This window comes from Leucobacter sp. VD1 (assembly GCF_037150695.1).
In the GTDB taxonomy this organism is placed as follows: domain Bacteria; phylum Actinomycetota; class Actinomycetes; order Actinomycetales; family Microbacteriaceae; genus Leucobacter.
Genome location: NZ_JBBCPO010000003.1, coordinates 550,790 through 576,354, shown reverse-complemented (window position 1 = coordinate 576,354; position 25,565 = coordinate 550,790). Strand labels below are relative to the sequence as shown.

The 25,565-nt window shown below is 68.4% G+C and carries 17 protein-coding genes; 7 read left to right on the top strand and 10 right to left on the bottom strand.

Annotation, left to right across the window (positions count from 1 at the left end):
• Window positions 1-30: 30 nt before the first annotated feature.
• Window positions 31-516, bottom strand: a complete 486-nt coding sequence (locus WFL22_RS11550; protein WP_336651742.1) for an Lrp/AsnC family transcriptional regulator — start codon at window positions 514-516, stop codon at window positions 31-33.
• Between the two features lie 181 nt (window positions 517-697).
• On the opposite strand from WFL22_RS11550, the gene ald reads away from it, so the two are divergent.
• On the top strand, window positions 698-1,825 hold the full coding sequence (ald, locus tag WFL22_RS11545; protein ID WP_336651743.1) for an alanine dehydrogenase: 1,128 nt from the start codon (window positions 698-700) through the stop codon (window positions 1,823-1,825).
• 229 nt (window positions 1,826-2,054) lie between these two features.
• Here ald and WFL22_RS11540 read toward each other — a convergent pair whose 3' ends face one another.
• From WFL22_RS11540 to WFL22_RS11520, 5 genes are all read right to left on the bottom strand, one after another.
• Complete coding sequence (locus WFL22_RS11540) at window positions 2,055-3,380, bottom strand: alkylhydroperoxidase domain protein (RefSeq protein ID WP_336651744.1); 1,326 nt, start codon at window positions 3,378-3,380, stop codon at window positions 2,055-2,057.
• Window positions 3,381-3,454: 74 nt separating this feature from the next.
• Entirely contained in the window at window positions 3,455-5,404 is a 1,950-nt protein-coding gene (locus WFL22_RS11535) for an ABC transporter ATP-binding protein (RefSeq protein ID WP_336992880.1), read from the bottom strand.
• Window positions 5,401-6,276 (bottom strand): ABC transporter permease, encoded by an 876-nt coding sequence (locus WFL22_RS11530; RefSeq protein WP_336992879.1) that lies wholly within the window; start codon window positions 6,274-6,276, stop codon window positions 5,401-5,403. Before WFL22_RS11530 ends, WFL22_RS11535 begins: the two co-directional genes overlap by 4 nt.
• The gene (locus tag WFL22_RS11525; protein ID WP_336992878.1) at window positions 6,273-7,280 is read right to left on the bottom strand and encodes an ABC transporter permease; all 1,008 of its coding nucleotides are present in this window, start codon (window positions 7,278-7,280) and stop codon (window positions 6,273-6,275) included. The genes WFL22_RS11530 and WFL22_RS11525 overlap by 4 nt, the downstream gene beginning before the upstream one ends.
• The gene (locus WFL22_RS11520; protein WP_336992876.1) at window positions 7,277-8,911 is read right to left on the bottom strand and encodes a TIGR04028 family ABC transporter substrate-binding protein; all 1,635 of its coding nucleotides are present in this window, start codon (window positions 8,909-8,911) and stop codon (window positions 7,277-7,279) included. Before WFL22_RS11520 ends, WFL22_RS11525 begins: the two co-directional genes overlap by 4 nt.
• Window positions 8,912-9,126: 215 nt before the next feature.
• Between WFL22_RS11520 and WFL22_RS11515 the strand changes: the two genes are divergently transcribed.
• The 3 genes from WFL22_RS11515 (at window position 9,127) to WFL22_RS11505 (ending at window position 12,702) form a co-directional block, all read left to right on the top strand.
• Window positions 9,127-11,223 carry an FAD/NAD(P)-binding protein gene (locus tag WFL22_RS11515; protein WP_336992875.1) on the top strand — a complete coding sequence of 699 codons (2,097 nt, stop codon included), beginning with the start codon at window positions 9,127-9,129 and terminating at the stop codon, window positions 11,221-11,223.
• Complete coding sequence (locus WFL22_RS11510; protein ID WP_336992873.1) at window positions 11,216-11,911, top strand: SDR family oxidoreductase; 696 nt, start codon at window positions 11,216-11,218, stop codon at window positions 11,909-11,911. Before WFL22_RS11515 ends, WFL22_RS11510 begins: the two co-directional genes overlap by 8 nt.
• A 320-nt stretch (window positions 11,912-12,231) precedes the next feature.
• Window positions 12,232-12,702, top strand: coding sequence for a hypothetical protein (locus tag WFL22_RS11505; RefSeq protein ID WP_336651751.1), 471 nt, complete (start codon window positions 12,232-12,234; stop codon window positions 12,700-12,702).
• 140 nt (window positions 12,703-12,842) lie between these two features.
• On the opposite strand, the gene WFL22_RS11500 is transcribed toward WFL22_RS11505, so the two are convergent.
• From WFL22_RS11500 to WFL22_RS11490, 3 genes are all read right to left on the bottom strand, one after another.
• Complete coding sequence (locus tag WFL22_RS11500; protein WP_442918651.1) at window positions 12,843-13,958, bottom strand: pyridoxal phosphate-dependent aminotransferase; 1,116 nt, start codon at window positions 13,956-13,958, stop codon at window positions 12,843-12,845.
• 158 nt (window positions 13,959-14,116) lie between these two features.
• On the bottom strand, window positions 14,117-17,941 hold the full coding sequence (locus WFL22_RS11495) for a TM0106 family RecB-like putative nuclease (protein ID WP_336651753.1): 3,825 nt from the start codon (window positions 17,939-17,941) through the stop codon (window positions 14,117-14,119).
• A 219-nt stretch (window positions 17,942-18,160) separates the two neighbouring features.
• Window positions 18,161-19,450: an ATP-binding protein gene (locus WFL22_RS11490; RefSeq protein WP_336992870.1), complete on the bottom strand. Its 1,290-nt coding sequence runs from the start codon at window positions 19,448-19,450 to the stop codon at window positions 18,161-18,163.
• A gap of 371 nt (window positions 19,451-19,821) precedes the next feature.
• On the opposite strand from WFL22_RS11490, the gene WFL22_RS11485 reads away from it, so the two are divergent.
• The 3 genes from WFL22_RS11485 (at window position 19,822) to WFL22_RS11475 (ending at window position 24,197) form a co-directional block, all read left to right on the top strand.
• Complete coding sequence (locus WFL22_RS11485; RefSeq protein ID WP_336992869.1) at window positions 19,822-21,426, top strand: DEAD/DEAH box helicase; 1,605 nt, start codon at window positions 19,822-19,824, stop codon at window positions 21,424-21,426.
• Between the two features lie 247 nt (window positions 21,427-21,673).
• Window positions 21,674-22,903: an MFS transporter gene (locus tag WFL22_RS11480; RefSeq protein ID WP_336992867.1), complete on the top strand. Its 1,230-nt coding sequence runs from the start codon at window positions 21,674-21,676 to the stop codon at window positions 22,901-22,903.
• Window positions 22,904-23,126: 223 nt separating this feature from the next.
• Window positions 23,127-24,197, top strand: a complete 1,071-nt coding sequence (locus WFL22_RS11475) for a DUF4349 domain-containing protein (protein WP_336992866.1) — start codon at window positions 23,127-23,129, stop codon at window positions 24,195-24,197.
• Here the strand turns inward: WFL22_RS11475 and WFL22_RS11470 are convergent.
• Window positions 24,182-25,543, bottom strand: coding sequence for a flavin monoamine oxidase family protein (locus WFL22_RS11470; RefSeq protein ID WP_336992865.1), 1,362 nt, complete (start codon window positions 25,541-25,543; stop codon window positions 24,182-24,184). The two genes, WFL22_RS11475 and WFL22_RS11470, sit on opposite strands and share 16 nt — an antisense overlap.
• Window positions 25,544-25,565: the final 22 nt, after the last annotated feature.

Sequence of the window (25,565 nt, the reverse complement as noted above, 5' to 3'; positions counted from 1 at the left end):
CCTCGCCGGCCAAGCTCGTGGTCAGTAAGGTCAGGCCTGCACGGGATTCTGGTGGTGGCTGAACACGATGCTGGTGCGGGTCGATGACACCGCCGGGTGCGCCGAGAGATGCTCCATGACGAAGTCGCGCACATGATCCGAATCGCGTGCCGCAAGGTGGATGATGAAGTCCTCCACACCGCCGAGGAAGAAAAGCTGCATCACCTCTGGCAGCGAGCGCAATTCGTCACTGAGCTCAGCGATCCGCTGCCGCGCACCCGATCTCACCGTCACGCTCACGAGCACCTGCAGGCCGAGCCCCATGGCCCGCGGGTCGACCGACGCCGTGAATCCCGTGATGATGCCGCGGCTGACGAGACTGCGCACCCGCGCAATGCAGGTTGAGGCGGCGACGCCCACCCGCTCCGCGAGTTCAGCGTTGGTGATGCGCCCGTTGGTCTGCAGCTCTTCCACAATTTTGCGGTCGACCTGGTCCAGCCCGACATCTGGGCGCAGATTCTTCGAATCCTCAGTCATCACAGCTCCGTATTCGCTCCGTTCTTCACCACTTTAGCGATGAATTCCGAAGAGAATTCATGTTTCTTTTGCGGAAAGCGAATATACTGCACAATCGAAGACATCCCGTGTCGCGATTTCTCTATCGAGGGTCGCGGTGCGTCCGGACCACACCGCACTTCCGAACACTCTGGAGCAGATCATGCGCGTCGGTATTCCCACCGAAATCAAGAACAACGAGAACCGCGTCGCCATCACGCAGGCTGGCGTCTACGAGCTGGCACGCCGTGGCCACGAGGTGCTGGTGCAGGCCGGCGCTGGCCTCGGCTCGGCGATCACCGACGAGGAGTACGCCGCCGCAGGCGCCAAGATCGTCGAGAGCGCCGATCAGGTCTGGGCTGACTCGGACATGGTGCTCAAGGTCAAGGAGCCCATCGCTTCGGAGTACGACAAGATGCGCAAGGGCCAGGTGCTTTTCACCTACCTGCACCTCGCAGCTGAGAAGGCACTCACCGAGGCCGTGCTCGCATCGGGCACCACCGCCATCGCCTACGAGACCGTGCAGCTGCCCAACCGCGGCCTGCCGCTCCTCGCCCCCATGTCCGAGGTCGCCGGTCGTCTCTCGGTGCAGGTCGGCGCTTACTCGCTCATGAAGGCGAACGGTGGCCGTGGCATCCTCCTCGGTGGCGTGACCGCCACCCGTCGTGGCAAGGTCGTCGTCATCGGCGGCGGCGCAGCCGGTGAGCAGGCTGCTCGCATCGCTTACGGCATGGGCGCAGAGGTCACCGTCATCGACATCGCGATTCCCCGCCTCAAGCAGCTCGAGGACGAGTTCAACGGTCGCATCCAGACCCGCACCTCGAATGCGCACAACATCACCGAGGCACTCAAGGACGCTGACCTCGTCATCGGCTCCGTGCTGATTCCGGGCGAGAAGGCTCCGAAGCTCGTCACCGACGAGATGGTCGCTCAGATGAAGCAGGGCTCCGTGCTCGTCGACATCGCCATCGACCAGGGCGGCTGCTTCGAGAACTCGAAGCCCACCACCCACGACAACCCCACCTTCGAGGTGCACAACTCGATCTACTACTGCGTCGCCAACATGCCCGGCGCTGTGCCCGAGACCTCGACCGCGGCGCTCACCAATGCCACCCTCCCCTACGTCGTCGCACTCGCCGACAAGGGCTGGGTCAAGGCGCTGAACGACGATGCCTCGCTCGCCAAGGGCCTCAACGCTCACGAGGGCGTCATCACCAACCACGGTGTTGCACTGGCGTTCCCCGAGCTCGCCTCGGCATCGCTTGAGGAGACTCTCGCCGCTCAGGCCTAATCCAGAGCAGTGCGCTTCAGTGGGCCCCGCTTCTTCGGAAGCGGGGCCCACTGGCGTTTCAGCGATTGCGGCGGAGTGGCGGATCCGGGTGCGGATCCGCCACCCTCCCGCGATCCGCACTCCACGTCGCCCCTCCCCATGCTTCGCATGCATCGAGGTCACCCCTGGGGCCCTGATTCCTACTCGGAAAGGGCCACAGGAGTGACCTCGATGGGGTGGTCCTGGTCGCTCAGAGCGTGGGTTCTCCGATGGAGAGCATGAGACGGTTCGCCCAGTTGAAGAACGCGCCCGCCTGAATCACGTCGAGCAGCGAGAGCTCGTCGAGGCCGACCTGCCGCAGCGCGGCGATCTCGGCAGCGCCGAAGCGCGACGGCGTCGCGGTCAGCGCCACGGTTGCATCGACGATTGCATCGAGCCTGGGCGACAGGCGCACCGAAACGCCCTCGTCGAGCAGGCGCTGCACCTCCGCCCGATCGGCGCCGTTCTCGCTTGCAAAACGCGCGTGCACGGAGGCGCAGAAGACGCAGCCGTTGAATCGCGAGGCCGCGGCAGCCGCGAGTTCGCGCTCGGCGCGGGGCAGCCCGGCGTCGGTGTTGGTGAAGATGTCGAGGTCAGTGAGGGTGCGCTCTCGAAGCGCCTCGGGATCACGCGCGAGCAGCCTGAAGTAGGGCATGTGCACACGGTCGCGCTGCACGAGCGCGTCGTAGTGGCGTTCGGTGAACTCGGCGACGGGCAGGGGCTCCAGCCACGGCTTCCAGCCGAGCACGTCCTGGGTGAAGCGCGGCGGCTCCTGCACCTCGGGGGCCGGCGGCAGCTGCTCGGCACGAGCCGCCGCCGGGGCTTCGGTGTTCGCCCCTGCGGTGCGGGCTTCTGCCGCACGCGCCACCTCCGCAGCGAGTGCGGGCAGCAAGGGCGAGCCTTCGCCAGTGCTCAGCTGTTCGAGGCCGTGCACGACTCGCAGCTGAAACGTGAGAAACGAGACCAGCTGCGAGAGCGTGATGACCCCAGTGGTGCTCCACCCGGCATCGAGCAGCTGTTGCAGCGAGCCGCGTGCGGCATCACGCGGGTGCAGCACGAGCAGGTGAGCGTGCTCGAGGGCCGCGGCAAGGCGGTCGCCGAGCGCGTAGGCAGCCTCGACCGAGGAGACGCTGTAGACGGGGCCTTCGGTGCTCTCGGGAGCGTTGTCGGCGCGGAAGGCTCCGTAGGGTCCGGATCCCGCTGCTCGTCCCGCCTCGGCGACGATGAGCGGTTCGAGAGCTTCACCGGCCCCGGCCCCGAGCCCCTTGCCAGTCTCTCGCAACAGGGCTCCGTAGAACTCGACCGCGGAATCCTGCTGGTGCAGTCGTGCCACGAATAGAGCCACGGCGGCGCGCTCTGCAAGGGTGACCTGGGAGGGGTCGTCGGGCACGAACAGAGCGTCGAAGCTGCCCTGGGCGTGGGTGCGCGCCTCGGGCCGCCGCCTGCGTGCTTCGTCGAGGGAATCGCCTGGAGCGATGCCCGCAAGGGCGTCAACAATGTCAGTGGTCGGGGATACGGTCGGGGTGTTCGATGACATAGGGTTCCGTTCGAAAGGAGATTGAAATGGAGCAGCCGAATCGCGAATGCCTGAAGCGAGGCCCGCCGCGCCCTCTAGATCACCCAGTGACCCGAGGCGAGCGAAGCACCAGGAATCGCGTCGATGAGCTGACGCGTGTAGGGGTGACGGGCGTTGCCGAAGACTTCCTCGGTGTCGCCGTGCTCGACCTGCCGGCCGCGCTGCAGCACCGAAACGGTGTCGGCGATCTGCCGCACCACGGCGAGGTCGTGGGAGATGAACACGTAGCTGAGGCCCAGCTCGGCTTGCAGCCGGGCGAGCAGGCGCAGAATCTGCGCTTGCACAGTCACGTCGAGCGCTGACACTGCTTCGTCGAGCACCACGAGTTCGGGTTCCACAATGAGCGCCCGGGCGATGGCGACGCGCTGCCGCTGACCGCCCGAAAGTTCCCGGGGCTGGCGGTGCGCGAAGTCGGCGGGGAGGGCAACGAGTTCGAGGGCGTGAGCGACGCGATCAGCCCGGTCTGCCCGTGACCCGATCGCGAAGTTGCGCAGTGGTTCGGAGAGCGTCTGGCCGATCGAAAGCCGCGGATCGAGCGAACCGTAGGGGTTTTGGTAGACGAGCTGGGTGGTGCGTCGAAACTCGCGCAGCTCTCGGCCACGCAGGGTGGTGACTTCGAGGGCGTGCACTGCGGAGGGCTCGCTTGCAGAGGGTCCGTTCGCGGCAGATCCGTTCGCGGACGGGCCGGATGCGGGAGCGCTGGCCTGGCCTGCGTAGATGCGAATACTGCCCGCAGTGGGCCTTGCGAAGCCTGCGATTGCGCGACCGGTGGTGGTCTTTCCGGATCCGGATTCCCCGACCAGGGCGTGCGTGGTGCCGCGGGCGACAGTGAAGGACACATCATCGACGGCCACGAACGCGTCGGCACCGTGCCCGAACTGCTGACGCAGCCCGCGCACTTCGAGCAGGGGGGCCGCAGCCGAACCGAGTGTTTCAGGAAGTGCACGTGGCGACGCCACTCGTGCCGGCGAAACCCTACGAGACTCGGACACCGGGTCTGACTCCCTCACTGGGTCTGACTCCGACTCCGACTCCGGGGGTGACTCCCACACCGTGCGAGGTTCGGACACCGCGCCCACCTCAGACGCCCCGCCCGACACCGGCACCCCGCCCGACACCGGCGCCGCGCCCCACACCGACGCCCCCGACACAGTCAGCGTCTCCCGGTCAACAACCCGGCCGAACGACGGCGCATCGTGCATCAGCCGCCTCGTGTACTCCGACTCGGGCTGGGCAAGCACTCGGTCGCTAGGGCCGGATTCCTGCACCTCGCCGCCGCGCATCACCACGACGCTGTCGGCGCGATCCGCCGCCACCGCGAGATCGTGCGTGATGAACAGCACTCCCGTGCCCGTCTCGCGCCGCAGTGTGTCGAGCAGGTCGAGCACGGTGCGCTGCACGGTAACGTCGAGCGCCGAAGTGGGTTCATCGGCGATGATCAGTTCGGGGTTGTTCGCGATGGCCGCTGCGATGAGCACGCGCTGCCGCATGCCGCCCGAGAACTCGTGCGGATACTGCTTCGCGCGGCGCACCGGATCGTCGATGCCGACCTGTTCAAGCAGCGCGTGCACACGTTCGCGCACCTCCTCGCGGCTCGGCCTGCCGTGGATGCGCAAGGATTCGCTGATGGAGTGACCCACGGTGCGTACGGGGTTGAGCGAGTTGCCGGGATCCTGCGGGATGAGGCCGACGCAGCGGCCGCGCAGATCCTGCCAGCGCCGTTCCGAGAGCCCCACCAGTTCGGTGGTGCCTAAGCGGCGCTCGTTCAGCAGGATCGACCCGCGCGAGATACTGCCGTTCGACGCGAGCAGTCCGATCACCGACTGGGCGACCGTGGATTTGCCCGATCCGGACTCCCCCACAACAGCCGTGACCTTGCCCGCCTCGACATCGAAGCTCACCCCGCGCACCGCGTCGACGTGGCCATGACGGGTGCGATACTGCACTGCGAGATCGCGGATGCTGAGTAGCGGCTGCTCGCTCATGATCGTCCTCCTGAGCTGATGGCCTGGCTGAGTCTGTTGGTGGCGACCACGACGAGCACCACGACGAGGCCGGGCAGCGTCGTCAACCACCAGGCGGTGGCGACGTAATTGCGGCCCTCGGCGATGAGCAGGCCCCACTCGGGTGTGGGGGGCGGTGCTCCGTAGCCGAGGAATCCGAGGGTGGAGATCTGCAGGATCGCGGATCCCAGTTGCAGGGCGGCGAGCGCGATGACGGGGGTGAGCGAGTTCGGGATGACATGCCGGCGCAGCACGCCGAAGAAGGTGCCTCCCGAACCGTAGGCGGCCTCGACGAACTCGCTGGCCCGCACGCTCATCACCTGGGCGCGCGACAGCCTCGCGAACACTGCGACCGAGGTGACTCCGACCGCGATCGCCGCGTTGGCGGTGCCGAAGCCGAGCAGAATCACCACGCTGAGCGACAGCAGCAGGGTGGGGATCGCGAGCATCACCTCAACGAAGCGCATGAACACGTCGTCGACCCAGCCACCGACGGCACCCGCCGAAACCCCGATGAGCGTTCCGAAGGCGAAGCCCACGAACACCGCAAGCAGCGCGGCCGAGATCGACTGGGAGGCACCGTGCACCACCCGTGAGAAGAGGTCGCGGCCTGTCGCGTCGGTGCCGAACCAGTGCTCGGCACTCGGCGCCTGCAAGGCCGGTGCAACGGTCTCGGTGGGGCTCTGCGAGGTGAAGAGCCCCGGGGCGACAGCCCACGCGAGCGCGATGAGCAGCACGAGCAGCGGCACGATGAGGCCGGGCCGCAGCAGGGTGGTCCATGGAGAGGCGGATCGCGCGGCGTTCGGCGTTCCGCGTGCCGGGCCGAGGCCCGTGGCGGTTTCGACGGCGGTCATCGCGGGGCTCCTGTGGGTTCGTGGGTGTCGGATGCGGGCTGCGCCGCAACGGCGGCGGCCCGTGTGCGGGCCTGCGTCTGGCGCAGACGGGGATCGAGCACGGGGTAGAGCAGATCGACGGTCAGATTGATGACGACGTAGACCACTGTGGCGATCACCACGACTGCGAGCAGCACCGGGGTGTCGCGATTGGCGACGGCCTGAGCGGTGAGACTGCCGATGCCGGTGCGACCGAACACTGTTTCAGTGACGATCGCCCCGCCGACAAGCTCCCCAAAAAGCAGGCCCGCCATGGTGAGCACCGGCAGCAGTGCGTTGGGGGCGACGCCGCGCCACAGCAGCCAACTGGTGCTGGCTCCTCGCGCCTTCACCACCGACACGAAGGGCTGCTCGCGTACCTCGTCGATGCTGCGCAGGAAGACCTGCGCAAGCGGTGCGGCGATGGGGATGGTGAGGGTGAGCACCGGCAGGATGAGGGCCTGTGCGTCGCTCGCGCCGATCACGGGGACGAGCCCCAGCTGAAAGGAGAAGATCTGCACGAGCACGATGCCGATCCAGAACACCGGCACCGAGACGAACAGCGGCGGCAGGTTGCGGAACACCCTTCGCAGCCATGCGCCCTTGCCGTACGAGGCAGTGAACGCGATGATCACGGCGAGCACCACGGCACCCGCGAGTCCGAGAACCGCGAGGGTCAGCGTGGAAGGCAGGGCCTCGGCGAGCAGATCGGAGACTGCCGCACCGCTCTGCACCGAGTAGCCGAGGTTGCCGCTCAGGAACGCGCCGATCGATTCGAAGTAGCGCACGATCAGCGGCTGATCGATGCCGTACGAGGCCCGGATCTGCTCGAGCTGATCCGGGGTGAGGCCCAGGTCGGGGTTGCCGAACCGGGCCATCACCGCGTCTCCGGGCAGCGCCGCGAGCAGCACGAAGGCGCCCGTGTAGGCCAGCCAGAGCACGAGCACGGCCTGGCCTACACGTCGCAGCACTGCGCCTCGGGTCATCGCTGCAGCGTCACTTCATAGAACGACGGGCGGCCGATCGACTCAGTCTTGAAGCCCTTGACCTGCGATCGCAGCCCGAACAGCTGCGGCTCCTCGAAGAGGGGCAGTACGTAGGCCTGCTCGGCGAGGTGCTGCTGGGCGGCTGCGGAGGCCTGCTGACGCTCCTCGACCGTCGGCACTGAGGCGATCTGCGAGAGCAGCCCGTCGAGCTCGGGGTCGTGCAGCTCACCGGTGGCGGGGTCGAGGTTCAGCAGCGCGTTGCGGTTCTTGGAGAAGAACTGCGACTTCAGCACGTCGAAGTCAGCGCGGCCAACCATGGAGTGGTAGACCTGGATGGTGTCGAGTTGCAGTCGCGCGGCGTCCTGTGCGGCCTGGTCGCCGGCGAACAGCTCCACGCCCACACCGATCTTGCCCAGCTGCTCCTGAATCAGGGTGACAACCTCCTTGGAGCGCGGCTGCGGCAGCGCCTCGTTGAAGGTGAGCACGAGCTTCTGGCCGTCCTTCTCGCGGATGCCGTCACTACCGACCTTCCAGCCCGCCTCGTCGAGCAGTTGCGCGGCCTTCTTGGGGTCGTAGACGTAGTTGTCGGAGGTGTCGGTGTACCCGAGCGCCGACTTCGCGAGGATGCCGGTCGCGAGCGGGTAGCTGTCGCTGAACAGCGTGTCGACGATCTCTTCGCGGTTGATTCCGGCAATGAGCGCCTGACGCACCTTGATGTCCTGAAGCAGCGGGTGCGCGAAGCGGAAGCTCAGGCTGTTGTTCACGCCGTTGGTGGGGGCCGCAACGAGTTCGAGACCGTCGGCTTCGAACTGGGTTTCGTCGGGTGCGGGGATGGTGCGGGCGATGTCGGCTTGACCGGAGGTGACGGTGCCGACGCGCACGCTCGGCTCGCTCGCCACGATGAAGTCGACGCCGTCAATTTGCGCGGCACCCTGATGCTTCAGCGAGGGCGGTGCCCAGTCGTAGTCGTCGCGGGTGGTGAGCGAGAGTTCGGTGCCGATCTTCTCCGTGTCGATCACGAACGGCCCGCTGCCGACGATTTCGGCCGCGTTGCCCGGGCCGAAATCTTCGTTGCTGCGGTCGAGGGTGGCGTTCGAGAGCAGTCCCGAGTTGATGGTGGAGACGGCCTGCGCGAAGCCCGGTGACGGGGCGGTGAAGAAGAACTTTACGGTGCGCTCGTCGACGACCTCGCCGTGATCGTAGTTGTTGATCGCTTCGGATGCGGAGAGCGCACGGTTGCTGTCGCCCTTGCCGAAGAGGTCGAAGTTCTTCACAACGTTCTCGGCGTCGAGCGGTGTGCCATCGGAATAGGTGACGCCTTCGCGCAGGGTGAAGGTGTACTCGGTGGCGTCGGCGTTGACCTCGGGCAGGTCCTCCGCGATCCAGGGCTCGAGCTCGAGCGTCTGCGGGTTCTGGTAGAGCAGGCGGTCGGTGATCTGGTTGAGCACGCCCCCGTTGGGATAGAAGCCGCCGGCCGGCGGGTAGAGCGTGTTCCAGGTCTGCGGTTCGAGGTAAGTGAGGGTGCCGCCGCTGCTCTCGCCGCTATCGCTCCCCCCGCCCGCGGAGCAGCCGGTCATCGCGATCGCGACGGCGGCCAGCGCTCCGATCCAGGCGATACGGCGTGTTCTCATGGGGTACTCCTCGGGGTGATCAGGGGCGGATCGCGATGCGTGATCCGCCGTTTCAGCTCTGGCGCGTCTCTCGCACCGAAAGCTATTGTTATGGCTCGCATAACTTCTGCGAAAGTCATCGTGTAACAGAAGTTCACACACGAGGCGCCCCGCCGGGGCGTCACATTCAGTCATCTGCCACCCCTTCTCTCGACGAACAGGCCTATAACGGAACCATGTCCACTGCGAACCGAGCCACTATCGCGATCGTGGGAGCCGGCCCGCGCGGCGCCTCACTCCTCGAACGCATCGGCGCCAATCTCGGCGACGATGCGCCGCCGATCGACGTGCACGTCATCGACCCGGCACCCTCCGGCGCCGGCAGAATCTGGCACCCCGAACAGTCCCGCGAACTGTGCATGAACACGCTCTCGCACGCCGTAACCCTGTTCACCGAGCCAGGCAGCAGCCTCGCAGGCCCGGTGATTCCCGGCCCCACGCTCTACGAATGGAGCGTACTGAGCCTGCACGCGGAGTTTCCGTCCGATCGCTCCGTCAAGGCCGTCGCGGCGATCCCCAGCCCCCACGTCGCAGCCTTCGAGGCGTTTCCGCCCCGCCAGGGCTTCGCCGCCGACTTCCGCGACGAGCTTGAAGCCACGTTGCCCGAATCGCACCCCAGCCGCGCCCTCTACGGCGAATACCTGAGCTGGTGCTACGAACGGGCCGTCGCACTGCTCCCACCCAACGCGCGCGTGATCCGCCACCGCACCACCGCCGTCGGGATCGAACGCCACAGCTCCCGCGAACGCATCCAGCTTGCGGCGGTGGGCGAGCACGGTGCGGGGTGGATCGAGGCCGACGCCGTCATTCTCGCCACCGGATGGATGCCGCGCTCAGACACCGCAGCCGAACGCGCCATCGCGCACGAGCTGGAGCGACGGCCCGAGCTCGTCTGGGTGCGACCCGCGAGCCCCATCGAACAAGATCTGAGCCGGGTACCCGCAGGTGAACCCGCCATCGTGCGCGGCATCGGCATGGGATTCTTCGACGCCATGGCGCTGCTCACCATCGGTCGCGGCGGCGCATTCGCACCCGACCCAGACACCACCAGCGGCCTGCGCTACCTGCCCTCCGGCCGCGAACCCGTGCTGCACGCCACCTCCCACCGCGGCGTGCCATTCCGCGCCAAATCGCTCTACCACTCACTGCCACCCAACCCGCAACAGCGCCTGCTGCTGGGCGTCGACTGGGCCGCGATCCGCCGCCCCATCGACTTCGACCGTGTGCTCTGGCCGCGCATCGTGGCCGACGCCTACATCGACCACGTCGAAACGCTGCACCGGGTGCGGCCCACCGCCGTCGCAGCTTCGCCGCGGGAGATCCGCGCCGCAATCATCGCGGCCCTCGACGAACTGCTGCACGATGCCACCCCAGATCCCGCCCCCGGCGGTGACGACCTCGACCGCGCACCCGCCAGCATCGCAGCCGCCGTCGCACCGTTCATCCCCAACCCAGCCGACCGCTTCGACCTGCTCGGTGAAATGCACCCCGCCGAGCGCGACTTCGCCTCCCCCGAAGCATTCGACACTTTCGTGCGTGAGCGCACTGCAGCAGACCTGCGTGAGGCAGAGTTGGGGCGCGACAGCGCCGTGAAAGCCGGCCTGTGGTCGATCAGCGCGGCGCGCGGGGCGGCGGCCCGCATCGGCACCCTCGGCGGCTTCGACGCAGAATCGCGCGGCTCAGGCTACGCGCTGCTCACCTCGCTCGGAGGCATGGTCGGATCCGGCCCGCCCGCGTTCCGCAACAGGCAGCTGCTGGCCCTCGCCGACGCCGGCCTCGTGCGCTTCGTCGGCCCGCACGCCTCGGTGCACGTCAGCGACGAGGGCTTCGTCGCCGAATCGGCGCGCGTTGCCGGATCCCGGGTCGTCGCCCCCGCCCTCGTTGATGGCTGGATGCACTTCCACCGCCTCGACGAAACGGTCGATCCGCTGGCCCGCACCCTCCTCGACGCAGGCCGAGCCCGTCCCTTCCGCGTGGCTGCGCGCGACGGCGCCGCACTCGTCACCGGCGCCTTCGAGATCGACGCCGCCACCGGGCGGCTCATCGGGAGCGACGGCAGACACGACCCCGCCGTGCACGTTGCGGGTATCCCCGTCGACGAGCAACTGCACGGCACCATCATCAGCCCCATGCCGGGCACCGACCCGCCGATGCTGCGCGAGACCGACCGCATCGCGCGCAGCGCACTCGGGATCGCGCTCGCACGCACCGACCAAGCCTCACCCCACGGCACCGCACCGCACCCCCAACTCGAAGGAGCGCTCCATGTCTGACCCCCGCCCCGTCGCCGTCATCACAGGCGCATCGAACGGCATGGGCCGCGAGATCGCCCGAGAGCTCGCCAGTAGCCACCGCATCATCGCCGTCGGGCGCGACGCCGCGAGGCTCGACGCCGTCGCCGAGGAGACCGGCGCCGAGACGTGGCGACTCGACGTTTGTGAGGAGGAAGCGTTCGCGCAGCGGATCGCGGGTCTCGACCGCCTCGATGTGCTGGTGCACGCGGCGGCGGTCTCGCAGCAGCGCGCCGTCGCGGACGCGAGCGCCGACGACTGGAACCAGCAGCTCTCCGTGAACGTGGTCGCGCCCGCCCTCATCACGAAGCACGCCCTGCCGCTCTTGCGCGCGGCGCAGGGCACCGTCATCTTCATCGGTTCCGGGGCGGGCACCAGGCCCGTGCCGGGCAACGCGATCTACACCGCGTCGAAGCACGCGCTGCGCGCCGTCGCCGATGTGCTGCGCATCGACGAAGAACCGCACCGCGTGCGTGTGGCAACGATCGCGCCCGGTCAGACCGACACCGACATGCTGCGACAGCTGATCCCCGCCGACGCCTACACGCCCGAACGCTACATCCGCCCCTCCTCCGTAGCAAGTGCGGTGCGATTCGTAGTCGACGCGCCGGCCGACGTGCAGATCACCGACCTCGCCGTGCGCCCCAGGCAGGAGATCGCCCGGATCTAAGGTGGCTGCGTGAGCACGAGCCTGCGAGCCTGCGAGCCTGCGAGCCTGCGAGCCTGCGAGCCTGCGAGCCTGCGAGCCTGCGAGCCTGCGAGCCTGCGAGCCTGCGAGCCTGCGAGCCTGCGAGCGGAGGATACCCGCACGTGGCAACGCCCCTTCCTTCTCTGCCCTGCCCTCTCTTCCGCCCTCCTGAAGATCGGGGTCACTCTTTGCCGTGTCACGGCACGACACGCGGCCACACGTGACCCCGATTGAGACCGCGGCGGGCTGACGTCGCCCGGGCGCGGTCGGCCGGTGTCTGAGGCGGGCGTAGGCTTGAGGGTATGGATCTGAAGTTCACCTTCAACGGCGGTTCGGCGGCGTCTGAGCACTCGCATGATGCGGCTGCCGGGGCCGCCCCGGGTATTCCGCTCCCCTTCACCGCGAAGCCCGCCGCGTCGAGCAGCGTGCTCGAATTGCACGCCCGCCTCAACGGCGGCGCGGTCGTGGTCGAGTCGCTCTCTGGTGATGGCGTGAACTATGCAAGCGCAGAGGTTGAGCTCGCTGCGGGATCGGATGACCCTGCCGCGCTGGGCAAAGCTTTACGTTCTGCGTTCGCCCGAGCCGTTGCGGGCCTCGAGGGTCCGCTGTCGGAGGCGGTCACCGCGCTGGTGCTCGATCTCGGTGGAGCCGAGGCTGAGGCGCTGCGATCGCTCGGCATCGCGGTGAACGAAACGGCGGATCCGCGCGCCGTCGTGGATGACGCCCTGCAACGCCGTGTCGGTGTGGCCGCCGGAACCCCGATCCGATTCTGACGACACGACCCGCGGCCCCGCCATCGAGTCGGCCTATGCGTAGCGAGTAGGCCCGAAACTTGCGTGAACATTGGGCCGACTCGATACGAATAGGCCGCCTGGACGCGAGCGCGAGCTGACGCGAGCCTGAACGGGCCGACTCAGCGCTGGAACTCGATGATGCGGTTGAGCGCTTCCGCTACGGCGGCTTCACCAGCAGCGTAGGAGAGGCGCACAGCCCGGCTGCCGCGGATCGGGTCGAAGTCGACGCCGGGAACCACTGCGACATCGGCGCCTTCGAGGAGCGCTCGGGCGTAGGCGACCGAATCGCCGTACCGTTCGAGTTGCGGGCCGAGCTCGGAGTAGTAGTAAAAGGCTCCGTCTGATGGCGCTGCAACACCCCAATTCAGCTGCGGTTGCGCTTCAAGAATGAGAGCGCGTGCGCGCGCGAAGCCCTCGACGACGGCGTCGCGCTGCGCGTAGCTCTCGTCGGTGAATGCAGAGAGGGCGAGCTCCTGCGCCGGGGCCGGCGGCGAAAGCGCGAAGTTCGAGGCGAGAGCTTCGAAGGGCGCGACGAGCGACGCCGGCAGCAGGGCCCAGCCGAGCCGCCAGCCGGTCATGCCCCAATACTTCGAGAAGGAGTTGATGACGATCGCCTCGGCATCGAGTTCGCGCACCGACACCCCGCGCGGGTCGGGGTCGCCGGGCTGCGGGAAGGTGATGCCGTGGTAGATCTCGTCGCTGATGAGCCGCGCCCGGTGCGTGCGGCACCACGACACCAGCGCTTCCAGTTCGGAGCGGCCGAGCATGGTGCCTGTGGGGTTTGCCGGTGAGGCGATGATGACACCGGCCAACGGGCCGTGCTCCTGCACGGCGGCGTCGAGCAGCGCGGGAGTCGGCTGATAGCGGGTGTCGGGGCCGGTGGGGATCTCGACCACCTGCACGCCGAGCGCCGCGAGGATGTTGCGGTAGGCCGGGTAGCCGGGGCTCGCGAGCGCCACCCGATCGCCTGGGTCGAACGCCGCGAGGAAAACCAGTTGGAAGGCCCCGGAGGAGCCGGTGGTTACGGCAACCGTGCCGGGATCAACTTCGACGCCGTACCAGGCACGGTAGTGCCCGGCGATGGCCTCGCGCAGCGGCGCGGTGCCGAGGGGTCCGGTATAGCCGGCGGGTTTGAGGGTGCCGGGAGCGGGGCGGGCGCTGGGCTCCCCCGCGCAGAGCGAGACGACGTCGTGCCCCGCGGCGCGGCGGCGGGCGATCTCGTCGGTGATGCGCATCACTTCGAAGGCCGGGATGCCGGAGCGTGCCGAGGCACGCAGCACCGATTCTGGCTTTGCCTGCTCAGGCAGCGACGACGAGGTCGGGGTCGGCAGTTGCCCGGGGATGGGCGCTTCGAGCCGTCGCGACGGTGGGGTCTTGAATGGGCCTCCGGGTCTCACCATGCCTCCAAACTAGCGCGCCCTGGCAGATCTAGCACGGACGCGGGCTCCGCGTATGCGGCGTTCCTATGCACGGCTCGCTCACGCACCGATCGTTCACGCCCCACCCGCAGCGCCTCGCGATCGGCTCGTGCGGCGCGCTCGGTGAGCCTGAGGTAGCCGGACAGCGCGACGAGCCCCTGTGAGCTGGTGGGCAGGCCCTCTCCGAGCCTGTCGGAGGAGACAAGGTGCGCTGCCCACTGCGCACGACTGATCGCAACGTTGAGTCGATTGCGCAGGAGCAGGAATTCAAGACCCCGCGGCACATCGTCAGGACTCGAAGCGGCGAGGGTCACGATCGCGATCACCGCTTCTTGCCCCTGGAACTTGTCGACGGTGCCCACCCGCACCCCGTCGAAGCCAGCGGCGATGAGCGCTTCGCCGACCACCTCGACCTGCGCGTTGTAGGCGGCAACAACGATCAGATCGTCAGGGGTAAGCGGCCTACCTGACACCCCAGCACCAGCACCAGCAGCACCCACCACAGCGCCCGAGAGCGATTCGCGCACGATGCGCACCACCTCCGCGGCTTCTTCGGCGGAGCTGGTGGAGTTGCCGTGGTGTTCGACGGGGTGCCACACGAGCCCCGCCGGACCAGCCCCGTGCACCTCGCGCTGGGCCGCAGTGGAGTGCGCGTGCAAGCGCCCCTCGTAGGCAAGTTCGGAGACCACATCGGCGAGCTCGGGGCGCATGCGTCGGGTTTCGGCGAGGAAGTAGCCGAGTTCGTCTGGCACGGTTTCGAAGTCACCGAGGAGCCAGCCGAGCGCGGAGGCATCGACGGGCTCGGGATGATCTCCCTGCGACACCTGCGGCAACTGCTGCGGGTCGCCGAGCAGCAGAAGACGCTCGGCTGCCATTGACGCGGCAATCGTAGGCGCGAGCGAGAACTGCCCGGCTTCGTCGATGACCAGCAGATCGAGCGATGCACGCTCGAAGCGCCCGGGGTTGCTGAAATCCCAGGCGGTGCCGCCGACCACGCAGCCGCGGCCGAAATCACGATGCCCGGCGACGAAGCGCGCGTGAGCGTTGCGGGGCAGCACTGTGTAGGCGGGGGCCGTGTCACCCTCGTCGAGGGCACCACCCTGGGGCACCTTGCCCACCTGAGCGGCAGGCAGCCCCGCAGCGACAACGCCTTCGAGCACATTTTCGACCACGCGGTGCGACTGCGCCACCACGCCGATGCGCCAACCGTGCTGCTCGACGAGCCGCCGGATCACGCGCGCAGCAAGGTAGGTCTTGCCGGTGCCAGGCGGCCCCTGCACGGCGAGGTAACTGCGATCGAGACGCAACAGGCTCTGCACCACGGCGCCAATCACATCGGTATCGCCGTTTGGGCCGGCCACAGGCGCTGCTTGAGTGAGCGCGCCGTCGCCTCTGAGCCTGGGCGGGGTTCTGCGGATCAGGTCGACCACGGGGTCGGCCGGGAAGCCACCAGCGTCAAGCGCTGCGGCAAGCCTGGCACCCCACTCTTCAATCGCACCCTTCTGCGCACCGGCGGGAGGCGGCGGCCCTGGCACGAGGGCGATTGGAAGCCCGGTGTAGGGCTCGGCCTCTCCAACGCCTTCATCGATCACTGCGCCGTCGTCGAGACGTTCGATGATGCGCACGCGCCGCGCGCCGCGCGCCCCGGGTGCTGCACCGCGCTGCGGGAAGGGTGCCGGGTGCTCGTAGAGCGCGTAGGCTTCGCCGCCCTCTCGGAGGGCGCTGCCGGGCGCGAGATCGCCCCGCAGTTGGAGACGCCGTCGCAGCACGCGCGCCCGCTGCGGCATCGACCAGCCGGAAAGGACTCCACTGCGAGCGGTATCAACGATCAGCACGTCTCGGCTGTCAGCCCAGTCTTCGACGGGATCAATCAGCCTGGCGAAGTGAGCCCACCAGAATGATTTCTGCTCGCGCTGGTGGTAGTCGATCGCGCTGGCCGCAAGCGCGGCGGTGGCACGATCGCGTGGCTCGGCTGCTTCCGCATGGGCCATCAAGGCCCGCGCTACGGGACTGGCCTCGATCAGCGGGCCGGTCTCTGCTGTGGGGCCTTCGGCCGCGTAGGGCTCAATGCTGTGCTCGACGGCAAGCGCAAGCAGCCAGTCACGCAAGCGCAGCGTGGAGACGCAGTCGTAGCGGTTGTAATCTGCAATCGCGTCGAGCCGGCGCTGCCCCTCGGCGCGCTGCGTCTCGGTGCCTGAGGCGAGCTGGGTGCTCGCCTCGGCGTACTCGGTGACAGACTGCGCGCCGCTGGTCACGCCGGTGTCATCGCGCAGTCCGTTGCCCATGTAGAGCGGTTCGAGTTTTTTGATCGAGTACGAGCGAGAACCGACGCGCAGCGCCCGGCGCACGATCGGGTACAGGTCAACGAGCACGTGTTCTCGCAGTAGTTGGTCAACCTCGGCCTCGCCAACGCCGTGGCGTGCTGCAATCGACAGGAGGTGCGTACGCTCGTAGGCGGCGTAGTGGTAGATGTGCATACCGGGGAAGCGCGCCCGGCGGTCAGCTACGAATGCGAGGAACTGTTCGAGCGCTCGCCGCTCTTCGGCGAGGTCGTGCGCCCAGATCGGCGTGAAGCGCTCGCTTGCGTCGACCATGCCGAAGAGGTAATCGAGGCCCCAGCGTGCGGAGTCGTCGGGCCCCGGCTCGCGGTACATGGGGTCACCCTCGAAGTCGAAGAAGAGGTCGCCGGGGTCGGGCTGAGGCAGCGCGGCGAGCGCAGCCGGATCGATGACCCGGTAGGGCGGCACCGCGGCGTCGTCGCCCTCGAGCTGCAGTGCGGCCTGCGAGGCGAGCCGTTCGAGCACGGCCGGTGCAACCCCTTCGACCACGGTGGCCTCGGTCACGGCCCCAGCCCCAGCCCGGAGCGTCGGCAGCAGGTCCGCGACACGCTCGATTGTGCGATGCCCCGCCGAAACAAGGGCGTCGCGCTGCGTGCGGCGAATCCCGGCGATCAGCAGCGGATCGCGCGCCTGTCCGATTTCGAGCTCGCACACCTCGCACCGACCGCACGCCGCAACTCCATCGGAAAGCCAGGCCACGGGTGCCGCGCTCTCGCGCCGCCCGTCAGGCCCGGTGGCGGCCAGGCGGTCGCGCAGCAAGCGATGCAACCGGGCTCGCCGGGCCCGAAACACCGGCGCGATATCGGCAATGCGGTGCCGCGAGCGCGCCCCGTCTCCGAGGATCAACACAGCCTCGCGGGCGACCGGCACCCCGATGTGTTCCAGTTGCTCTGCGTAGGCCGCGAGCTGCATGAGGGCTGTCGTCTTCGCCCGGCGGGCCAGCTTGGTGTCTTGCACCTCGTAGCTGCCGTCTGGCTGTCGCCGCAGAAAGTCGGCAAAGCCGACGAAGCCGATCTCCGGGAGATGAGGCGCTTCTGCTCGGGCCGCCTCACTGCTTTCAGCCGGCACGGCCCCCGCGATCCGCGGTTCGAAGAATGTTGCTTGAAACACCACCTCAGCAGCCCCGAGCAACGCCACCCGAGTCTGCTCGGCAACATCGCCGAGCGACGCCTCGCTCATCGAAGCGGGGCGCGGAATCTCGACGACGCCGCCAGCCGCACCCAGGGCCCCTTCGCCCAGCACGGCCCGGTATCGCTCAAGCGTGCGCTCCTCGTGCGCGTCGCCCAGCTTCGCGGCACGCGCCAGCATCGGATCGTCGTCTGGCGGAACGGCGATGTCGCGGCCCAGCTTCGCATCGACGCGCCGCAGAAACGCGAACTCGCACATGCTCGCCGCGGTCAGGTCGCTCGCGCTTGTCACAACGCGCTGCCCGAGGCCGTCGGCTCGATCTTGCAAGAACATGGGCGCTCCTTTCGATGCCTACGACGCTATCGGCACCCTCTGACATTCATGGCAGCTCAGGCCCGGAGCCGCATCGAGGTCACCCATGTGGTCGTTATACCCCCGACGAAACGACCACATGCGTGACCTCGATGCCAGAGAAAGGAAGGATCGGGGCAGCGGGGGCCGCAGGGCGACAGAGCCCGCAGGGCGACAGAGCCCGCAGGCCGACAGAGCCCCCTACAGCCGCGCGAGTGTCTCGATGTCTTCGAGGAACGTCGCGAGCTGCGCCTCCGACACAGTGGCGCGGGTCACCGCGAGCGCGGCAAGGTAGTCGTCGGTCGCGAGGTCGGTGCGGGATCCCGAACCGGATCCGCCCTCCCCCGCCCGCAGCGCCCGCGCCAGCGCCTCCTGCGATGCCCGTCGTGCCGCGTACTCGATGTCGGCGGGTGTCAGCCCGGCGCTCTCGGCGACAAGGCTACCGAAGTCGATATCGCTCGCGAGATGCGTGGGCACATAACGACGCCAGATCGCCTCACGCGCTTCGTCGTCGGGCAGGCCGATGGGCAGCACGTAGTCGAAGCGGCCGTGCCGCAGGAACGCGGCGTCGAGGCCGCGCACGAAGTTCGTGGCGCACACCAGCAGCAGGCCCTCGCGCGCCCGGAAGTCGGCCACGATCTTCAGCAGCTCGTTCGTCACTCCCTGCGTCGGCGTTGGCGGATCGCTGCGCTGCGATGCAATCTCCTCGACCTCGTCGATGAACACCACCCCGTGCTCCAGCTCGCCGATCTGCTCGAAGATGCCGCGCAGCGACGCCGCCACACTTGTCTTGCCGTCGCCGAGACGCGACGGGAACACCTCCACGAAGGGCCAGTCGAGCCGCGACGCGACCGCCTTCGCGAACGTGGTCTTGCCGGTGCCAGGCGGGCCGAACAGCATGACGGCGTGCGGCGGCACCACGCCGTAGCGATCCGCAAGATCGGGCTGCGCGAGCGGCGCCACCAACCGTTCCTCAAGCAGCTGCTTCTCACGGCGCATGCCCGCCACGTTCTCCCAGAGGTGGCGCGGCAGCACCCGGCCGCCCACGTCTTTCAACAGGTCGAGTTCGCGTCGTTGCACCGGCATCTGCCGTTCGAGGTAGCGCAGGCTGTGCCGCACCAGGAAGCCGTTCGAGGTGAGCAGATCGAGGCGGCTGCCCTCGGGCATCAGCACCGACAGCGTGGAGAGCCCCAGCGGCGCCATCTTGCGTTCGAGCGCATCGAGCAGCGCGCCAGACACATTGCCCGAGCGAGATTCCTCGGCCACCCCGAAGAACACGACCCACCCCTGCGCGTGCGCGGCCCTTCCGACCGCCGCGGCAACGACTTTTTCGTCGCGCACAGCCACCACTGCGTGGTCTTCGCGGCAAGAGGCCGTCACTTCGGCGAGCGAGTAGACCGGCTGCTCTGCGGAGGATCGTGCCTCCCACCAGAGTTGCACGACCGCGTCGAGGTCGTCGTCGTGGAAATCTCGGATCGTGATGCGTCCCATGGCCTGATCATGCCAGAGGGATGCTCCCGGCGGCGCGTTCTCGAGCGCAGCCGGCGCGTGCAGATCGGCGTTTCTTCTGCTGCGGGACAGAACGGACGAGTTTCTCCGCGCGATATCGATCACCTGTTTTCAGTCGGAACCCGCTAGGCTGGGAGGCACGGGCCGGTCGTACCGGCCCCATCGTCGCTGATGTTCAAGCGTGATCCCCGCAGACCGGCGGATCCGCACCGGTGCTTCCGCACCGCGACTCTCCGCGGCGAACGGATGCGCGATCCCGCGCACTCGCCGATGACCGCAGCGACGCACGGCCCGGGCACGCCTGCATCCACGATGCCGCCCCGCCGCTCGCTGCACTGCACAGAAAGGTCCCCGTGACCGAGACCAATGCACCCACGTTCGAATCGCTGGGCGTTCCCGCGCCTATCGCGCACGCGCTCGACAAGAACGGCAAGACTTCACCCTTCCCGATCCAGCGCGACACCCTGCCCGACACCCTCGCCGGCCGCGACGTGCTCGGCCGCGGCCGCACCGGCTCCGGCAAGACCATTGCGTTCGGCATCCCGCTCGTCGCGAACCTCGCCGACGGTGCCGCCGCGAAGCGCCGCCCCAGCCGCCCCCGCGGCATCGTGCTCGCCCCCACCCGCGAGCTCGTCACCCAGATCGCCGAGACCATCAAGATGCTCGCCGACCCGGTGGGCGTGAAGGTGACCACTATCTTCGGTGGCGTGCCGCAGCGCCGCCAGGAGGCCGCCCTCGAAGCCGGTGTCGACATCGTCGTCGCCGCTCCCGGCCGCCTCGACGACCTCATGAAGCAGGGCCTCGTGCATCTCGATGGCGTCGAGATCACCGTGCTCGACGAGGCAGATCACATGGCCGATATGGGCTTCCTGCCCGTGGTCACGCGCATCCTCAACAAGACCCCGAAGGTGGGCCAGCGCCTGCTCTTCAGCGCGACCCTCGACAACGGGGTCGACAACCTCGTGAAGAAGTACCTGCACGACCCCATCCTGCACTCGGTGGACAGCGCCGAGAGCCCGGTGCCGCAGCTCACCCACCACGTGTTCGAGGTCGCCGGCAAGGAGCAGAAGGAAGCTCTCATCGAGGCGCTCGCCTCGGGCACCGCGCGCCGCATCTTCTTCACCCGCATGAAGCACCAGGCCAAGAAGCTCGCGAAGCAGCTCACCGCACGCGGCATCCCCGCGGTGGAGCTGCAGGGCAATCTCTCGCAGAACGCCCGCGACCGCAACCTCGCCGAGTTCGTCAGCGGCGACGCGCGCGTGCTCGTGGCGACCGACGTCGCGGCCCGTGGCGTGCACGTCGACGGTGTCGACCTCGTGGTGCACGTCGATCCGCCCGTTGAGCACAAGGCCTACCTGCACCGTTCCGGCCGCACCGCGCGCGCCGGCAACGAGGGCGATGTGGTCACGCTCGTGCTGCCCGAGCAGCGCGGCGAGATGAAGCAGATCATGCGCGCCGCGAAGATCCGCGTCGCACCGAAGCAGGTCAACCCGATGGCGCAGCACGTCGATCCCGAGGTGCTGGCGCTGATCGGCGAGGTCGCACCGAAGGTGGATCCGCGGGTCACCGAGCAGAAGCGTGCCGCCGCGCAGGCTGCGCAGCAGCGCGCCGCGGGCCACGCGCCGGCTGGTGAGGGCAAGAGCACGGGTGCGAACGCGAAGCGCAAGCGCTCGCGCGGCGGTCGCGGCCGCGCATCTGGCCAAGGAGCAGCTGCAGCTACGGCTGGTCAACAGGGTGCGCGCCAGGGCGGTCAGGATCGGGCGGCGCAGCCGCAGGGTCAGCGTCGTGGCGGATCGGGCGAGGGCCAGGGTCAGCGTCGTGGCGGATCGCAGCAGGGTCAGCGCCAGCAGGGCCAGGGTCACTCGGCGGGCGGCGACTCGGCGGGTCGTCGTCGCAGCGGTCGTCGGGCGCAGAGCTCGGGCGGTTCCGTCTACTCGACGAGCACCCCTGGCGCCTGAGATCCGCCCCGCGCATGAACCGCGCGTTGTGAACACAGCAGACTGAACCGCGCGCACGGCATCGCGCACCAGGCACGCGCACCTCGGGGGCGCTGCGGAGGCTCTCATCGAGCAGCCTCCGCAGCGCCCCCGAGGTGTTTCCGGGCACAGCCGTGTGCATCGATATCCGTAGATCTGGGGCCGCAAGGCCCGTGATTCCGTCGCTGCGCACGCTGTGCGCGAGCGATCCCAGACGTATACTGATCTGATGGGTATTTACGGGGCGTTGGCGCAGCAACCAGGGGTCGTCCGTGTACTCGTCTCGCAGTTGCTCGCCCGTTTCCCGTTCGGAATGCTTTCGATCATTCTGCTGCTGCATGTGGAGCTGGCGTTCGGTGACTTCACCTCGGCGGGTGTGGTGCTGGCGGCGCAGAGCGTGGGCCAGGCGATCTCCGGGCCGCTGAGCGGGCGCATCATGGGCCGCTTCGGGATGCGCCCCGTGCTGGCGGCGACGTCGCTGGTCTGCACCGCGCTGCTTGTGATCATCGCCCTCGCGCAGATGCCGCTCGTCGCAGTGGCGGGCGTTGCCGGTCTTATCGGCCTCACGACCCCGCCGGTCACCCCAGCGGTGCGCACGCTGTACCCGAAGCTGGTGCCCAGCAAGCAGTTGTCGGCACTGTTCTCGCTTGATGCTTCTGCGCAGGAGATCATCTGGGTGCTCGGCCCGGTGGTTGCGGTGTTCGTGTCGTCGCAGTTCGGCACCACTGTTGGCCTGTGTGTCGCGGCCGGCTTCATGCTGCTGGGCGGTGCCTGGTTCATCATGAGTCCCGCGGTGGGTGCGGTGAAGCTCAAGCAGTCGAAGCATCGTTTCGGGGCGGTGCTGCGGTATCCGACTGTGGTGATTGCCACTTCGGTGGGTCTGTTCTTCGTGGCTTCGATGTCGGCTGTTGAGGCGGGTGTGGTTGCGGCGTTCGCGCAGAACGGTCACGGTGGCGGGCACGGCAGTATCGAGTCGGGCATTGTGCTCGCGCTGTTCGCCGGTGGTTCGCTGGTCGGCGGTCTGCTGATCGGGCATCGCGAGATGCGGCCGTGGTCGCTGGCGCTGCGTATCGGCATTGTGCTGATCGGTGTTGCTGGTGCGCTCGTGAGTTTGAACATGTGGTGGCTGAGCACGCTTCTGTTCCTGGGTGGGCTCGGCACGGCCCCGGCCTTCGCTGCGCTGTCGAACATTGTGGCTTCCACGGTGAAGTTCTCGGAGACCGCAGAGGCTTACGGCTGGGTGGGCATGGGTCAGCTCGTGGGTGTGGCTGCTGGTTCGGCGTTCGGCGGCATCGCCATCGACTTGCTCGGTGCGCGCGGCGCGATCCTGGTGGCTGCGCTGGTGCTGCTGGTGGCTGCGCTGCTCTCGCTCGCCACGATGCGGTGGATTCCGGATCTCCGCGGTCGAACGATCGAGCCGCCGCCCGAGACCGGCACCCTGTCGATCCCCCTGAACTAGGGCTGCGCGTCACCGCCCTCTACCGAGGTCACCCGTGTGGCCGTTTCCAGGCGTTTCAAACGACCACACGGGTGACCTCGGTGCGGGTGGGACCAGATTCGGGGGCGGATCGCGACAGCTGGATCGCGATCTGCTGCGCCCGCCAGATAACGATCTCGCCACGCACAGCTCGGGCGCAGCAGACTCCTTCGCGCGCACCGCCGACTCGCCATAGAGTGTGGTCATGAAGCGCCGCATCGTTCTCCCTCTGGTTCTCGCGACCGCCCTCGTCATGCCGTTGGCCGCCTGCTCTGGCGTGCCCGGTGCCGGTGGGGCCTCCTGGCAGTCAGCCCCCGGCCCCATCACTCAGCTGGGCGACGCCGCGGTCGCACCGGAGTCGAAGGGTGCGCTGCCCGCCACAGGCGGAACCTCGGGCAGCATGGCCGATCGTTCCGTGATCCGCACAGGCGATGTTGCGCTCGAAGTGTCCGATCCGCGCACCGCCGCCGAACAGGTGGCCGAGCTTGCAGAGCAGCTGGGTGGTCGCGTGGAGTCTTCGACGGTGCAGCGTTCCGGCGGCGACACCGTCGAGCAGGGTGCTTCTGCGAGCGTCACGATACGTGTGCCAGAGGATCGCCTCGACGAGGCCTTCGACAAGCTCACAGGCGTTGGCGAGGTGCTGTCGCAGAGCCGTTCGGAGTTCGATGTGACGCGAGACCATGTCGATCTGCAGGCCCGAGTGGCGGCGCTCGAAGAGTCGGTCACTCGGCTCACCGAGCTGATGGCGAACGCCACCACCACGAGCGAGTTGCTTGAAGCCGAGACGGCGCTGTCGCAGCGTCAGCAGGAGCTCGACGGTCTGCGCGCGCAGCTGAAGTCGCTCGAATCGCAGGTCGATGAAGCCACGATCTTCGTTTCGCTGCAGACGCGCTCGGCGCTGCCCGGCGGTGGCCCCGCGAACTTCTGGGAGGGCCTGCTCGCAGGTATCGGCTCGCTGGGCACGGCGGCGGCCGGTGCGCTCGTGATTGCGGGCATGCTGTTGCCGTGGCTGCTGCTCGCGGGCCTGGTGGCCCTGGTGGTGGTGCTCATCGTGAGGGCCGTGAAGCGGGGCGGATCGCGGCGCGCTGCGGCGGGCAACGCATCGCAGCGGTCGGCTACGGCTGCTGCGCCAGGCCAGGCACCGGCCGCAAGCCCAGCCGCAGCCCCGGCCGCCCCGTCTCCGCACCACTCGCAAGCGGGCGCGCAAGCACCGCCCTCGCAGCTGCCCCAGACTCAGTTGCCGCCGGCTCAGTTGCCGCCTTACAGCGAGCTGTAGGGCAGCTCACGTCCGAGGATTCGCTCGGCGGCGCGGTGGCCAGAGGCGAGGGCCGCTGTGACCGTGGCGGGATCCTCGGTCCAGGTGGCCTCGCCTGCGAGGTGCAGCACTCCGTCGATCGGGGTGGCCAGCAGGTCATGATCCTCGGGCCGCGATCCGACAGTCATGTAGGCGTATGCGCCCCCGGCCCAGGGGTCCTGCTGCCAGCGGGTGACCTGCGCGTGCACGGGATCGGGAACAGCCGGCCCGTACAGCTCGCGCAGGCTCGCCAGCACCGAGGCGACGATGCGTTCGTCGCTCCAGTCGCGGATCTGCTGGGCGCACTCCCCCGCAGCGAAGGTGAGCAGTGTCGGTTCGCCGTGCAGCGCGGTGAGGTCGTACCAGGAGTGCCACCAGGCCGCCGCTGCACCTTGACGGCGGATCGCGTACACGTCGCTCTCCCAGAACCGCTCGGGGAAGCGCAGGAAGACCTTCTCGAAGGCGTTCATGCTGAGCCCGGCAAGGGCCTCGGCGATCGGCTCGGGCAGCGGCGGGTCGAAGACGATCCCCCCGGACTGCAGCACCCCGACGGGCACGGTCACCACCGCTTGCGATGCCGTGAAACGCCCCCGATCGGTTTCGACCTCGACGCCGCCCGCCGAGTCACTGCTCGCCGAGCCACCGCTGCGGCGCGTCACCGCCGTGACAACGTGTTCGAGCCGCACGTCGAGCCCTGCGGCGAGGTGCGAGGCAAGCGTGTCATAGCCCTCGGGGAACACCACTTCGTCACCCTCGATGGCATCGTCGTCGAGGCCGTGGGCATCGAGCAACGTCGCGTCGGCGCCATACTGCTCCTCTGACCGGTGCCGCAGGTACTCGAGCACCCTCGCTCCACGATCCTCGGGCCAGGCACCCTCAGCAGCCGCGCGCGCAACCGCAGCCTCCGCAACCGTGGCATAGCTCGTCGCGGGCGCAGCCGCCGCGATCACATCCGCAAGATGCGCGTCCACAAGCGCAACGTCGGCGATGAACTGCGCTGTGGCCTGGGCGTCGAGCCGGTCCCCTTCGGGGCCGTAATAGGCGATCGGACGCCCACCGGCCTGGTAGCTGCCCACGGTGAACTCGACCGTCGGCATCCCGAAGGCTGCCGACGTCTCGGCGAGAGCGCTGTGCTCGATACCGTGAATCCACGATGCGCCGAGATCGGTGATGCGGCCGCCGGAGCGTTCGGTGTGCACGCGGCCGCCGATCCGCTCTCGCGCTTCGAGCAGCACGACCCGCTGACCTGCCCCAGCCAGCAGCCGCGCGGCGGCGAGCCCAGCCACACCCGCGCCCACCACGATCGTGTCGAAACGCTCCACCGTCATCGTCCGCTCCCGCACTCATCCC